We start from the raw sequence: 13369 nt of genomic DNA, 5'->3' as shown, positions 1-13369 counted from the left end.
AGATTACGAAAAAACAATATCACTCTATTAACTATATAGAAAATCAAAACAATTGTTCAGTAAGATTAGTTTTTCCTAAAATGGTTTGTTGACTTCTCTTGTAAAGACATAGCTTGCCAAACCAATCATCACTAAAACAAACACAGCAATTACTCCAATACTTAAGAATGCAGAAATTCCTCCTTCTGAAACTCCAGTCATCATCTCTCTAACAAGTAAAACAGTATAGGTCACAGGATTGAATTTTGCTATGGTTGCCAACCAATCAGGTAGTAATTCAAGAGGAAATAGTGCTGGACTCAACATAAATAATGGCATCCCAAGAAAATTAATCACTCCCCAAAAAGTCTCCTGAGACTTTGCAGTGGCTGCAACTATAACAGAAATTCCAGAAAAACCAAGAGAAAACAATACAACAATTGCCATAATTGGTGCAATCATCAACAGATTTGGAAAATTTACACCGATTGCCAAAGCAATTCCAACTATCAAACTAGCTTGCATTGCAGAGATTAAAGAGATTGCAGACATTTTTCCCAGTGCAATAGAGGAACGTGAAATTGGAGATGTTAATGCCTTATTCATAAATCCATATCGTCTATCCCACAAAGTATTGACTCCGCCAAAAATACTAGTAAAGATTGCAGTAAGTATTATCACACCTGGCGCCATAAATTCAATATATTCTCCTTCAAACCCAACAGATTGAATCAATGGTTGAGTTCCAGAAAAAGTATTACCAATTACAATAATCCAGATTGCAGGTTGAATTAATCGAATCAAAACTCCACTGCGAGATTTTTTGTATCTTTTCATCTCTCTCCAAAATACAGTATAGGTATCATACATCAGAGAATTCATGCACGTAGCCTCTTCATTTTTGCATGTTCACGTTTTCGATTAAATCCTGCATCATCATCTCTCATTTCCCGACCGGTGTAAGAAATAAAGACATCATCCAAAGTTGGCCTAGTCAACGAAATGGAAATAATTTTAATTTCAAGTGTGGACGAGATTTTAAAAATTTCAGGAATTACTTGTGTTCCGTTTGATGTAAAAATTGTTAACTTGTCATTATCTTTGTTTATCTTTTTAACATATTCAATTTTATGTAATTGTGATAAAAAATCGTCAGGATTTTTGCTTTCAAATTTTAAAGATATCACTTCATTACCCATGGCATTTTTCATATTTTCTGGAGTATCAATGATTTGAATCTGTCCATGATCAATAATTCCAATTCTATCACATAGCTGATCAGCTTCTTCCATGTAGTGAGTTGTAAGAAAGATAGTCATCTCAAATTCTTTGTGTATTTTTTTTATGTACTCCCAAATCTTTCTACGTGTTTGGATATCCAAGCCAACCGTAGGCTCGTCTAAAAACAAAACTTTGGGATGGTGTAGTAATCCGCCTGCAATATCCAATCTCTTTCTCATGCCACCAGAATAAGTAACTACAGAGTCATTTTGCTTATCAGTTAATTCAATTAATTCCAAAATTTCATCGATTCTTTTATTGATTTGATCTTTTGGGATGTGATTGAGTCTTGCTTGTAACAGTAAGTTTTCTCTTCCTGACAGATATTCATCAACAGTAGATTCTTGCTGTACATATCCTATACTTTGACGAACTTGCTTTGCATGTGTCATTACATCAAACCCAGAAACAATAGCTTGACCAGATGTTGGTTTGAGTAACGTGGTAAGTATCATAATTGTAGTACTTTTACCTGCACCGTTAGGACCAAGAAATCCAAATATTTCACCGGATTCAACTGCAAAAGAGATATCATTTACAGCCTTTACGGTACCAAAAGTTTTTGAAAGAGATCTAGTCTCTACTGAGTACATGCTCTGATCGGTTATTGCAATTATAAATTGTTAAGTGTTAATAATCTCACAAAAAATTTAAAGGTCATTTTAGTCAGTCACAACATGAAAGGGCTCTGTCAAAAGTGTCATACATCAAATGTCGAGATTACATTGGATAAAGGAATTCCTATTTGTCTTAATTGTAATAAAAAGCCATAAACTAAGAATTCTTAAAATAAATTATTCTAGTTTTTTATATCCTTCTTTTGTTACTTTAAGAATAAGTTTTTCGCCAATTCCCCAAATTTCAGATTTAGAGATTATTTTTGAATGTAATAGGCCATCTCCAATTTCAATAGACTCCAGTTCGTGAGTATCTGGGTTTTTGTGTAATCGTTTTACTTTGCCTATTTTATGACCATCAATGTCAACTGCGGGAATTCCAGTTCTAATTGGGGGTCTACCAAGCAGCAAAGTTTCCTCTGTAAATTTGTCAATGTAATCAGCACCAAGAAAATAATCTTTGTTAAATCCTTGATGAATGGTAACTCCGGAGACGATCAGAGTTTTTTGATTAATGTGAATATGTTTGACTTTGCCATAAGAAATTCCTTCCCTGTCTATGACTTTTTTTCCAACAAAGTCATCTGCTGTGGCGGTATTTTCAGGCATATCTTCGAGTTTAACTGACATGAGTTACTGTAGTCAGATTTGCTTATCATACCAAATATCATAATTTTCTAGCAATGAGGTTAAATTACTTGACAGAAGTATTGCCTAATGGTAATGAGCCAAGTATTTCGTGCGGTATTAAGCACAAAAGGCAGAAAGACAGGCAGAATACATTCAGTAATGCTTCGTGCTGTAAAGTATAATGAAAAAATCTATTTTTCAAGACACAGACCAGATGGAGACTGGTTCAAAAACGCCGTTGCAAATCCTGATGTAATCATAGAATTTGATAATTCAAGGTATACGGGCAAGGCAAAAGTAGTTGATGATAAAAAACTGGAGGAGAAGATTTCGCAGTTAAAATATCCAGGCGAAAAAAGAGCAGAAGAAAAAAGAGTTGCAATAGAGATTACACTATATGAATAATAGTGGTTAGTCCCCTTCGCTCAAACTCTACATCATTTTCCATTTCACTAACAGTAACAGTAAAGGATATGACATCACGTTGCTTGGCATTTTCTGCATGTAGTTTGAGATGAATGTCCATTAAATCAAAATCTTTTGTTGGCAAATCAGTTTCATCTAAAAATGCACCACATGTAGATTCAATTCTAAATCGATCATCTTTAAAATGAAATCCTAGTTTTGTTTTTCTTCCCTGCCTACCGCTTGATTTTACATTTACATCTATAATTCCAGGTTTTGCCATAGTATAGCTTGATTTGCCATTTACAAAAACACCAAACTCCAATGGCTTTCCTGCTGTGGATTCTGCCATCTTTTGAATTCCATCATTCATGACAACATCAACTGCTTTGATTGTTTGGGCAACTTTAGCAATCCAGTCATTTGTTCTTTCTATGGTTGAGCGAATTCCATTTCGTCTAATTTTGTCTTCATCTTCTGGAAGTTTGTAATAATCAACCCATGCTTCATAATCATGAGATATTTCTTTGATAAAATCCATGCAAGTTATTTTGTAATCATTTACATTGTCTGTTCTTTCAGAACCATCATCGATTCGTACACCGTTGTAATCCATTGGCATTGCCATAATGACAATTATTTTTACATCTAAAAAAACTAATCAGGTCACAAGATTAATGAATATAACCAGTTTCAAATTAATAATATCATGTTATTCACAGAAATAGTAATGGATCTTCAACAACAGCTAAAATCCAATCTCCCACAAATTCGCTTCATGCTAAAGAAAAATCCAGGCATGGCATATGCAAGAATAGTAGAGATCGGTAAGGAAGTTGGCAAGAAATACAATATCAAACTAGTTGTTAATTTTCCAAAAGAAGGAAGAATTGAAGAATTTGAGATGTATGGAAAAAGAGATCTTAGTTTGATTGTAGATTATGATAAAAAGAGATTTCCAATTAACCGAGAATTGATTAAAGAAAAGGCAAAGGAAGTTTTAGGAGATATTAAAGTTCAAGACGCTTACATGTATGATAACAAAGAAGGGGTCAGAGTGTTTACAGATAATTGGAAGATTGACATTTTACCTCATTCAGTTCACATCTGGACTGAATTTGATCAAAACGTTACAAAGTTTTGTGATTGGCTATTAGAAAATGCATATGAGATGAAAATAGATTAAATGTTTTAAAGAGATTCTAACTTTTCAAGCAGGCCATGTGCTTCATAGTTTTCTGGTTGTAGTTTTATGATTCTTTTGCAACAGTCAATTGCTTCATCTTTTTGTTGTAATGCAAGATGAACATTTGTTTTTAGAGTCAAAGTCTCAACGTCATTAGGTTCTATCTTAGATGCCTTTTCAAAATATGGGATTGCTCTTTTTGCATCCTCTAAAATAAAATAGATACTCCCCATCATAAACATATAATCAGGATCATTTGAAAATTTTTTCTCCAAGCTCTTTCCAAATTCAAGTGCCTCTGAATAATCCCCATCTTTAACTAGTTTTTTGAGACGTCGTTTTGGATAGCTGAATAAACCGGTCATTTAATCAACTTTAAAATCAAACAATTTGAATGTACATAAAAAAAGTATCTTTAATCAAGCCATGAGGCAGGGCCAGAACTACTCGAGCTAGAGGTTGAATCTGCTCGAGGAACTTTCATTATTCCTTCTTTGATCAAAAACTGGAGTCCTTCGATAAAGGATTTATCGTCAATTGAGCCATCGGCCCACCATCCGGCATTATTTTTAATCCAAGATGGAATTTGTTTAGCAGTAGAACTGGTGCCCTGGGATGTTGGTGGAATTTTAATTATGTTTTCTTTTATCAAAAACTGAATTCCTTGAACAAAGGAGTTATCGTCAATTGAGCCATCGGCCCACCATCCGGCATTATTTTTAATCCAAGAGGGGATATTTGAGGTAGAACCACCAGACTTGGCAGATATAGGTAGATCAATAACGAGATAATCAATAGGATTCGATGGTACAATTCCCTGAGGAGCCAATCCATAGACATAGACAACAAAATGAGCAATGCCAGGTTTATGGTTAACAGTCATATCGATTGTAGCTAGTCCAGATGGTGAATACAGATATTGATAACCCTGATCTTGTGCAACAGAACGTAATGGTGGTAAAGTGAATTTGTCATCTACAACCATTAGATCAAACTGAACTTGATTCAAAAATTCTGTGTCGTGAAATTTACTAAGGAAGTTTATCTGCCATTTCATTGGACATCCCTCAACAGGGAAATCTGGACTATAGTAAGCATGAATTTGGTATTCAAAGTTTTTAGTAGGTCTTTTTACGGATTTATTCAGAGAATCGGTACTTGGACATCCTTGGAAATTAGAATTATCTTCAGTAGAAATAACTTTTGCAAAAGGATCATTGACAACATTTTCTTTGTAATCTAATAATTCAAACTGATATTCTGTTGGAGGAATTCCAGATGAAACATGTGTGTATGTATGAGCTTTAACTGGGAATGGGAAATTATCAACTACCCAAACATTGCTTCTAACACCACCAGTCTTCCAAGATATAACAACAGTATCAAAGGTTCCAGCTTTGACAGTTACTTTTTCAATAGCGAATGGAACCACTTGCTCGCCACCAATGTTTGCAATTTTACCCCAAGATTTAGCAGAAAATTTTTTTGGTCCTTTATCACCACTTTCATCATATCCATTTGCAAAAGCAGATAACCAGACAATAGATGATTTGAATGCACCCCTATATACAGAAAGATTTTCAGTACCGCCAGATGGTTCAGGAGCTAGTTTTCCAATTTCCATGTTTCCTTTAATCACTTTATTTCCATCATAAACTACAACATCTACAAGCCACTTTTGTTCAGATCCTGCTGCTTTATCACCTTTAATCCACATATCCATTTCAAAAGGAACGCATTCTCTATAATCCACATGACACATTGAATATGAAAAGAAATCACCTTTTTTGAGACCTTCTCCTGCAAACCATGTTGGATCACCTGGAAGTTCAACACCACCTGCTTGAACTTGAGCCATTGCAGTTGGAATAGCATATGAACCTAAAATCAGGATTGAAGAAATAACTAAAACTAAAAACAATGTCTTCATTTCACAAAAAAATGCACATTACGGATAGTTAAACGTTATTCAAATAAGCAAATATAGAGGAAAAATCAAGAATTTACGGAATGTGTGAATGCTCAAAAGTTCACTTGTATGAAGTAGAGTTTAAGCTTGACGGAATGACTGTAGTTCCAACTCATAAAAATTGTGGATTTTCATTAGATGAAAAACAATCCGACAAATTCCAAAAAGAACTAGTAAAATCTTGGGGATTAGAGGAAGAAGAATAATTAAAAAGAAAAAATAAAATTAAAACAACTTTGATTTACAGTTGTTTGACTGCTTCTTTACAAACGTCAGTTTTACATTTGCAATCTGCGCTGCATATACAATGACCTTGCATATCACAATCACATGAGTAAGTTGGATCGCCGCTATCTGCTTCGCATCCACATGCTTGATCTGTCATAGATACGCAATGTAATTACTTATTTTAAAATGTTAGTACAAGATTGTGGAAAATTACGCACCAGAGACAAGGCTTAGAACAGTATTGCACGATTTTTGAATGAGTTTTGCCTGCTGTTCAAGCAGATTAGAGTCAGCTTCAATATCAAAGGCGACTCTAAGGATATGGATTAGATCTGGCTGGTGGTCAATTTTGTCTTTGATCTTTTCAAAATTATCTCGATTTATGTATCCCAAGTAAAAATAGCAATCCGAGAGCATTGAGTTTTTTATGAAATAGTCTGATTTTTGTTGAATTATTTTTGAGTGATTATTTTGTTCTACTTTATCAGAAAAACCGATGGTAGATTTGATCATTCTGTCTAAAAGAGGAAGAGTAGCTCTTTCAATTCCGACAGTTTGAGTCACAGTTGAGATATGCTCATTTATTTGATTTTTCTTGAATTTTCGCATCATATCCAACATATGAGTAGGATTTGGAGCAGATAGATTTAGAGAATAAATTGCATCAGCTAAAAAATAAGATGCACAGATTTGCCAACAAGATGAAAATACATTTGAAGTGTTAATTCCTTCTTTAGTTTTTTCACAACAAAAAAGAGAGCTAAACAGACAATTTTTTGCATTATCTGTGTAAAGAATAGAACGTTTCTCTTTTATTTTTGAAAGAAACATTCGAAGTTCCCATGATTCATCATGAATAATTTGCATTCCATCATATTTTACAAGAATGTTAGAATTAGTTTCATTTAATGAGCCATGATGAATTTTTATAAAGTTATTATCATATGAGATAATTTTTTCTGTCTCAGATTTATTGTCAAATATTGTAATATCATAGTCACATGAATCAAAAAATGAATTAATTGATCTACATCCTCCAAAACCAACAGGGAAATTTGTCAAAGATTGATCTGCGATAAATTTTTTCAAGTCCATAAAATTATTAATTTGGAATTTTGTATAAAGCAACGTACTTACTAATTTTTACCAAAGACTCATTGTCAAAACATTTCCTTTAAATTGAGATGGAGATTGTTTTGGAACAAGCTCCTGTGGTGTAGTCCGGCTAAGCATACTGCCCTCTCAAGGCAGTGATCTCGGGTTCAAATCCCGACGGGAGCATTTAATTTTTGATAATCCATTAATTTTAGGTTCGATTTATGCAATAATTTTTCGGTTTAGCGTAATGGCAAAAGCAACTGATACAAGTGATATTGCAAATGCAGTAACAAAAATCATAGTGTATGCCTCATGGGTTGGAAAGCTACCTGAAATTCCCTCTATTGTACCTTGATGCATTTGCTGAAACATTCCTGCAATAGAAGGTCCAATGGATTGACCAATCAAATTAAAAAGCAATGTCATGCCAAGTGCTATTCCTGCAAATTGAATTGGAGTAGATAACAAAACAATGTTAAATCCACCAATAAATGCAAGCGACAACCCTGCAGCAATTATCGCTAGAGTAACTGTTACCATGTAATCTGTAGAATGGAACATGAGAAGACTAAAAAATCCAATAGCACCTACTACTGTTCCAATTACAGTGAGCCTCTTATTTCCAATCTTCTCTAATGCAAAACCTGACAAGATACTACCAACTAGAAAGATTATCATAAATGGCATCTGTACAGTGGCAGTTGTTAGTTCAGAACCTCCAAAACCTAATGGTTGTGGGCTTTGTATCATAATTGGAATTGTTTGATACACCATGAAAGTGCATAATCCTGCAATAAGCAAAATCAGCATTCCAAAAAGCAGCATTTTGTTTTTCAAGAGTTTCATGTCAATTAACGGTGATTGTACTTTCTTCTCTATTGCGATAAATATTATTAATGATGTAACGGTTATAACAAAAAATAAAATAGATTCAATGACATCCTCGGTATTGTTTTCCAAGTAAGAAATACCAACTAGAAATGAAATTATTGTAATGGCAAGAAAGATGGAACCTTTGATGTCTAAAGAAATTTTATTTTCTGAAATACTTGATAATGATTTTACATGAATGAATTTTAATATGAACAAACCAAGCAACACTGCAATAGGAAAAACGGTAAAGAATGTTGCATGCCAGCCATAATTTTGAATAATATTTGCACCCATCAACAAACCTAACGTAGCACCAGCTGGAAATGTTGCAGTAAAAATAGACTGTCCAACTGCTAATTTCTTTTCAGGCAACACCTCCCTAATTATTCCAAATGCGATTGGGAACATGGAGATACCCACTCCTTGAGCTACTCTTGCTGCAATCATAAATGGTAAGCTATCTGCAAATCCTCCAGCTAAAATTCCTGCAGAGTAAATTGACATTACAATCAGCAAAACTTTCTTTCTACCATACACGTCAGATAATTTGCCAGCAATTGGGGTTGCAACTGCGCCTGCAATCATGTATGAGGATAAAATCCACGAGGATGTGCTATAGGGCATAACAAATTCTTCGATAAGTGTAGGTATTGCTGGTAAGATCATCGTTTCAGCATACATGGCAATTAATCCCAAACAACTAAGGGTTCCAAGGATAAACCAAGCTGAACGAGTAATCTTTTCATTTTTTACTGTCAATTTATGAGCAACAAAATCCAATTTTCAAGTTTAAAATATCTTTACATGAAAAAGAAATACAAGATTTGATCATAGTTGGCAAAGAATTGTTTGTTTAAATAACAAAATTATATTAAAAAAATATTGCGATTACGAGATATCAAGTTCGAAGAAGAGTACCGTTCAGATAGAAATGATATAGTTGCAGAATTTTTCTTTCCGTGTCTATCTACATGTACAGAATATGATAGATGTGTAGATTTTTTGTCAATCCGAAATCTAGCAGGCATTGCAATGGGTTTTGATAATTTTACTTCAGGTAAAGCAAGATTAAGAATGGTCACAGGCAATAAATTCAAAATAGGAGATCTTAACCTACTAACAAAACTCTTCAATGAAAAATACACCAAACGTTTTGATGGAAAGTTAATCAGAGACATTAAAATTCAAAAGCTGCAAGATTTCATAAATAATGGCCAAATTGAATTAAAAATAGCAATTACAAATTCAGAAATGGTTTCCAATTTGTTTTCAGAAAGAATTGGGATATTCAAAGATGGAACTGGAGATGCAGTGGCATTTACTGGAACTTCATCATCGCTTTCTACCAACGTTAGAGATTTTGAATCAGTGGATGTATTTACATCATGGAATGATAAATCACGAATAGAGAGAAAGATTAAAGATTTCGAAGACTTGTGGGAAAACAAAACAAAATTTGTTCAAGTTCATGACTTTATGGAAGCAGAAAGAAACAATCTTTTGAAATATTCACCTGAATGGGTGTTTGAAGTTTAAAGTTGAGACAGTTCTTCTAGACCTGCTTTGTTTTCATAAAAATTCATTCGATTAATTTTATAATAAATTACTTCTCCACGTCTTTCAATAACAGCAATTACAGGTTCTTTACCCATCTGAGTTATTTGTTCAATCTTTTTCTGAAGAGTACCCATTTTTTCTTGCTGACCTTCATTGAGACCAAAAATTAGAAATTTTGCTCCTTTTTCACCGAATTGTCCTCTTTCATAAACCCTAAAGTCAGAACCAAATCCAAATCCGTCTTTTACGACATATCCTCTAGTTTTCAAATCTCGATAGATCAAAAATTTTGTTAGGGTTTCAGGATCATTTTTTTGGCAGACACTCAACAAGTCATCAAAATTAATTTGCTTTTTGCCCTTACGAAGAATTAGTTTATCTGAATATAACAGATAAAGAGACTCAAATGACTTTAAAAATAATTTTTCTTTTTCAATTTCTCCAAACCCTTTGAGTTGAAGTTCATGAATCATTTCTTTATCGGTGACACAAGTTTGTTCTGAGATCAATTCGCCTTTCACTAAAGGGGTTTCTTCCATAATGAGAGAAGGTTGATGGTTTTCCATATAAGCATTGGAGATACGAATGGAGGTTGTCTAACCGTTAAAATATGGGCATTCAGGGTTGAATTATCATGCATGGCGCTAATTATAGAGTTGGAAAGGGGCAACCATTCTGTAGAAAAGACTTCATCAAAGGCAATCCACAGATAAAAATTGCAAAATTCCAAGGAGGAAAGAGGGCAAACTATGATTATTGTGTCCAATTACTCTTAAACGAAAAAGTCCAGATAAGACACATGGCAATTGAATCATGCAGATTATCAGCAAGTAAAAAACTCGAAGAGGCTACTGGCGAAACAGGTTATTTTGGTAGACTAAGAATTTACCCTCATGTATTATTAAGAGAAAATAAAATGGTTGCAACTGCAGGTGCAGATAGAATTTCAGAAGGAATGAGAAGAGCTTGGGGTAAAGCTACAAGCTTGGGAGCAAGAGTTGCACGCAATCAATGCATTATGGAATTTTATGTTAATGCACCACACCTAGAAAAAGCAAAAGAAGCTCTCAGAAGTGCATGTGTCAAAATACCAGGAACTCCAAACATCAAAGTAATTGACTGGCAAAAAAAGATGTCACCATAAATTTTCTAAATCTGATTTTCTACTTTTAACAAATTCTAAAAATTCTGCAAATTCAACGTCTGTTGGTTCACGACCTAGAATTCTTTTTGTTTGATAATAAAATGCGTTGTATAGTCTTCCAACAACAATACCAAGTGCAAATGATTTTGAATCATCAATATTAGAAAGGAATTGAATTAGTTGTTGTATTTCCTCTTTGTTTGAAATAGTATCATGAATCTTTTGCTTAATTTTCTCCATCAGTATTTCATCCATAGGTTAACTACGTTACATTAGTTAAAAACAGTTTAATATCCAAATTCATCCCTTAGGATTGTTGCAGTTATAGTACAGTTTGGTTAATATTCGAGCTTGCCAAGTTCGTGACCCGGGTTCAAATCCCGGTAACTGCACCATCTATCTTTGATTATTTTGTTCCAACCCGCGTCGTATGATTTCTAACGCGTTTTCAGCTTTTTCAGGCTTGGGTAGCTGAATCATAAAGACATTATCTTTTCCATATGTAGATTTTGGGGAGGAGAGTGCAATCATTGAAGTTTTTGCAAGAGACTCAAAAAAGAACAAATCTTTGTTTGCATTGATTAAAAGTTTTTCAACAATTCCGTCTTGAGAAAATGTCAAGACAACCTCTACAAAAACATGACCTAGCCCATCTTGCAATATGTTAAGATCAGTATTAATCACAAGAGACTTTCCAGCAACTTTAGAAATTATTTCGTCATACTTTCTTTCTTCTAAAATAATACATGGAACATCTTTTCCTTCAAAATCAAATGTGGTTACACCATCATGAACTTGTTCAGATAATTTTTTTAGTTCATCAGACATTTTTCTTTTCAAATATTGGTATTACCTTATCACTGGCACGTACCATAAATGGTGTGATAAACGCAGTAACAATAGATATCACACCGATCAATGGGAACAAAAATGTGCTTACAGCACCAATATCAACTCCAGTTTTGATTATAACAATTGAAAATTCTCCTCTAGGAGCAGCTAGTGTGAATGCAGAGCGAATTGCCTTTCCACGTTTTTGACGGAATATAATACTGCCAATAATGTTTCCTCCAAATTTCATACCAATTGCAATTGCAATTAGTGCAATTGCCAAGATAATGTAGTTTTGAAGTTGAGAAACATCCATCAGTGCACCAACTGATATGAAAAAGATAGCTACGAACATGTCTTTAATTGGACTAGCCAATAGTTTGGAAACTTCAGATGATTTAGATTCTGCAACTAGCACTCCTGCAAGAAACGCCCCTATAGCAACGGACAAACCAACAAGATTTGCCAATAAAGCGTAACCAAAACATACACCTAATACACTAAGTAACAAAATTTCACGATGCTCAGTTGCCGCTACTCTATCTATCAGAGGTGTGATGAGTCGGGTTCCAAGAGTAAATGTTCCAGCAATCATTCCGATTGCAACAATAATTACAATCAAAACAGATTCTATGGATACAGTTCCAACCAAAGCGATTGATTGTAAAGATGAAATTAAAATTACAGCAATTATGTCTTCTACAATCAATATTCCCAATACAAGAATAGTTGATTCTCGTTTGATTCTTCCCATCTCTTCTAAAATCTTTACAATAACAGCAGTACTGGAAATTGAAAGTGCTGCAGCAATAAACAGCGAATCCATGGAATTTAATCCAAGCACAGTTGCAGCATAAAAGATTACACCAAGTGTCATAAACAGGCCAACCGTACCAACACCGATAGCCATTTTTCCAATGCTTTTGATTTTTGCATAAGGAAATTCAATTCCTATTACAAAAAGAAGTAGTATAACGCCAATTTCTGAAAAAAGATTAAGTGCTGATAAATCAGTTAGAATTCCCACACCTTTCATCACATCAGGAATACCCACAGGAGGAATAAGCCAAGACCAAAGAGGAGACAAAGGTCCCAACAACATACCAGCAAAAAGATATCCAATGATCAGAGGTTGTTTAATTTTAAAGAAAGCAAGAGTCACAATTGCCCCAATAATCATGATAAAAGCTAAATCTGTGACAAATGATCGATGAAAGTCAGTAATTGGATTAAAGACAGCTATAAACTGTTCAAATATTGTAGAAATTCCAGACAGGTCAATCTGAAGAAAAGAGATATCCACAATAAGCTTGAACAAATTTGTTTAAAAACAGTTGCGCATACAGCAAAAAGAATTCAACAATATTTTTTCAATTAGTTAGATTTTGAACCTCTTTATGCTTAATGTTCATTAGTCTAATTGCAGAATGATGAGTAGGTCAACTGAAAATAATGTAGAGAAATGACCTGGGGTATCTGACTGCATAACTGGTAACATCACAATTACCCAAGCATTAATAGTACGGTACCATACCGTACTGTATGATTCAATGTGAATATTGCCCAAGAGG

Annotated in this window: 18 protein-coding genes and 2 tRNA genes; 7 read left to right on the top strand and 13 right to left on the bottom strand. The window is 34.0% G+C overall.

Going from position 1 to position 13369, the window contains the following annotated elements:
- Positions 1 to 75: 75 nt before the first annotated feature.
- The 3 genes from MY1_RS02055 to MY1_RS02045 form a co-directional block, all read right to left on the bottom strand.
- Positions 76 to 861, bottom strand: coding sequence for an ABC transporter permease (locus tag MY1_RS02055; protein WP_048109471.1), 786 nt, complete (start codon positions 859 to 861; stop codon positions 76 to 78).
- A complete protein-coding gene (locus MY1_RS02050) occupies positions 858 to 1853 on the bottom strand; it encodes a daunorubicin resistance protein DrrA family ABC transporter ATP-binding protein (RefSeq protein WP_007549881.1) in 996 nt (331 codons plus the stop codon). Before MY1_RS02050 ends, MY1_RS02055 begins: the two co-directional genes overlap by 4 nt.
- A gap of 201 nt (positions 1854 to 2054) precedes the next feature.
- Positions 2055 to 2507 (bottom strand): PRC-barrel domain-containing protein, encoded by a 453-nt coding sequence (locus tag MY1_RS02045; protein WP_048109464.1) that lies wholly within the window; start codon positions 2505 to 2507, stop codon positions 2055 to 2057.
- Between the two features lie 87 nt (positions 2508 to 2594).
- Between MY1_RS02045 and MY1_RS02040 the strand changes: the two genes are divergently transcribed.
- Entirely contained in the window at positions 2595 to 2912 is a 318-nt protein-coding gene (locus MY1_RS02040) for a nitroreductase/quinone reductase family protein (protein ID WP_048109462.1), read from the top strand.
- On the opposite strand, the gene MY1_RS02035 is transcribed toward MY1_RS02040, so the two are convergent.
- Entirely contained in the window at positions 2896 to 3540 is a 645-nt protein-coding gene (locus MY1_RS02035) for a hypothetical protein (RefSeq protein ID WP_048109459.1), read from the bottom strand. The two genes, MY1_RS02040 and MY1_RS02035, sit on opposite strands and share 17 nt — an antisense overlap.
- An 81-nt stretch (positions 3541 to 3621) precedes the next feature.
- Between MY1_RS02035 and MY1_RS02030 the strand changes: the two genes are divergently transcribed.
- Positions 3622 to 4098 carry a hypothetical protein gene (locus tag MY1_RS02030; RefSeq protein WP_007549877.1) on the top strand — a complete coding sequence of 159 codons (477 nt, stop codon included), beginning with the start codon at positions 3622 to 3624 and terminating at the stop codon, positions 4096 to 4098.
- A gap of 5 nt (positions 4099 to 4103) precedes the next feature.
- Here MY1_RS02030 and MY1_RS02025 read toward each other — a convergent pair whose 3' ends face one another.
- Positions 4104 to 4463, bottom strand: a complete 360-nt coding sequence (locus MY1_RS02025; RefSeq protein WP_007549876.1) for a tetratricopeptide repeat protein — start codon at positions 4461 to 4463, stop codon at positions 4104 to 4106.
- Positions 4464 to 4513: 50 nt separating this feature from the next.
- Entirely contained in the window at positions 4514 to 6028 is a 1515-nt protein-coding gene (locus MY1_RS02020) for a peptidase (RefSeq protein ID WP_048109452.1), read from the bottom strand.
- 80 nt (positions 6029 to 6108) lie between these two features.
- Here MY1_RS02020 and MY1_RS09790 point away from each other — a divergent pair, with 80 nt between their 5' ends.
- Positions 6109 to 6273, top strand: a complete 165-nt coding sequence (locus tag MY1_RS09790) for a hypothetical protein (RefSeq protein ID WP_007549874.1) — start codon at positions 6109 to 6111, stop codon at positions 6271 to 6273.
- A 35-nt stretch (positions 6274 to 6308) separates the two neighbouring features.
- Here MY1_RS09790 and MY1_RS09785 read toward each other — a convergent pair whose 3' ends face one another.
- Both MY1_RS09785 and MY1_RS02015 read right to left on the bottom strand, forming a co-directional pair.
- The gene (locus MY1_RS09785) at positions 6309 to 6452 is read right to left on the bottom strand and encodes a hypothetical protein (RefSeq protein ID WP_007549872.1); all 144 of its coding nucleotides are present in this window, start codon (positions 6450 to 6452) and stop codon (positions 6309 to 6311) included.
- Between the two features lie 53 nt (positions 6453 to 6505).
- The gene (locus MY1_RS02015) at positions 6506 to 7390 is read right to left on the bottom strand and encodes a hypothetical protein (RefSeq protein ID WP_007549870.1); all 885 of its coding nucleotides are present in this window, start codon (positions 7388 to 7390) and stop codon (positions 6506 to 6508) included.
- Between the two features lie 110 nt (positions 7391 to 7500).
- Here MY1_RS02015 and MY1_RS02010 point away from each other — a divergent pair.
- Positions 7501 to 7576: transfer RNA gene (locus tag MY1_RS02010), tRNA-Glu, on the top strand.
- A 36-nt stretch (positions 7577 to 7612) separates the two neighbouring features.
- On the opposite strand, the gene MY1_RS02005 is transcribed toward MY1_RS02010, so the two are convergent.
- Entirely contained in the window at positions 7613 to 9025 is a 1413-nt protein-coding gene (locus MY1_RS02005; RefSeq protein ID WP_237698777.1) for an MFS transporter, read from the bottom strand.
- Positions 9026 to 9148: 123 nt separating this feature from the next.
- Between MY1_RS02005 and MY1_RS02000 the strand changes: the two genes are divergently transcribed.
- Entirely contained in the window at positions 9149 to 9802 is a 654-nt protein-coding gene (locus tag MY1_RS02000) for a phospholipase D-like domain-containing protein (RefSeq protein ID WP_048109450.1), read from the top strand.
- Here the strand turns inward: MY1_RS02000 and endA are convergent.
- Positions 9799 to 10362, bottom strand: a complete 564-nt coding sequence (endA, locus tag MY1_RS01995) for a tRNA-intron lyase (protein ID WP_048110277.1) — start codon at positions 10360 to 10362, stop codon at positions 9799 to 9801. The genes MY1_RS02000 and endA overlap by 4 nt on opposite strands.
- 95 nt (positions 10363 to 10457) lie before the next feature.
- On the opposite strand from endA, the gene MY1_RS01990 reads away from it, so the two are divergent.
- Positions 10458 to 10967, top strand: coding sequence for a 50S ribosomal protein L16 (locus MY1_RS01990; protein WP_007549865.1), 510 nt, complete (start codon positions 10458 to 10460; stop codon positions 10965 to 10967).
- On the opposite strand, the gene MY1_RS01985 is transcribed toward MY1_RS01990, so the two are convergent.
- Entirely contained in the window at positions 10959 to 11222 is a 264-nt protein-coding gene (locus tag MY1_RS01985) for a hypothetical protein (protein WP_048109448.1), read from the bottom strand. The two genes, MY1_RS01990 and MY1_RS01985, sit on opposite strands and share 9 nt — an antisense overlap.
- 63 nt (positions 11223 to 11285) lie before the next feature.
- Here MY1_RS01985 and MY1_RS01980 point away from each other — a divergent pair.
- A tRNA-Gly gene (locus MY1_RS01980) sits at positions 11286 to 11362 on the top strand.
- Position 11363: 1 nt separating this feature from the next.
- On the opposite strand, the gene MY1_RS01975 is transcribed toward MY1_RS01980, so the two are convergent.
- Complete coding sequence (locus MY1_RS01975) at positions 11364 to 11795, bottom strand: hypothetical protein (RefSeq protein ID WP_007549863.1); 432 nt, start codon at positions 11793 to 11795, stop codon at positions 11364 to 11366.
- Positions 11788 to 13101, bottom strand: a complete 1314-nt coding sequence (locus MY1_RS01970) for a cation:proton antiporter domain-containing protein (protein ID WP_048109447.1) — start codon at positions 13099 to 13101, stop codon at positions 11788 to 11790. Before MY1_RS01970 ends, MY1_RS01975 begins: the two co-directional genes overlap by 8 nt.
- Positions 13102 to 13369 lie beyond the last annotated feature (268 nt).

Source organism: Nitrosarchaeum koreense MY1, assembly GCF_000220175.1.
Lineage (GTDB): Archaea > Thermoproteota > Nitrososphaeria > Nitrososphaerales > Nitrosopumilaceae > Nitrosarchaeum > Nitrosarchaeum koreense.
Note: the sequence above shows the minus strand (reverse complement) of the source record. Positions and strands in the feature narration are given on the sequence as shown.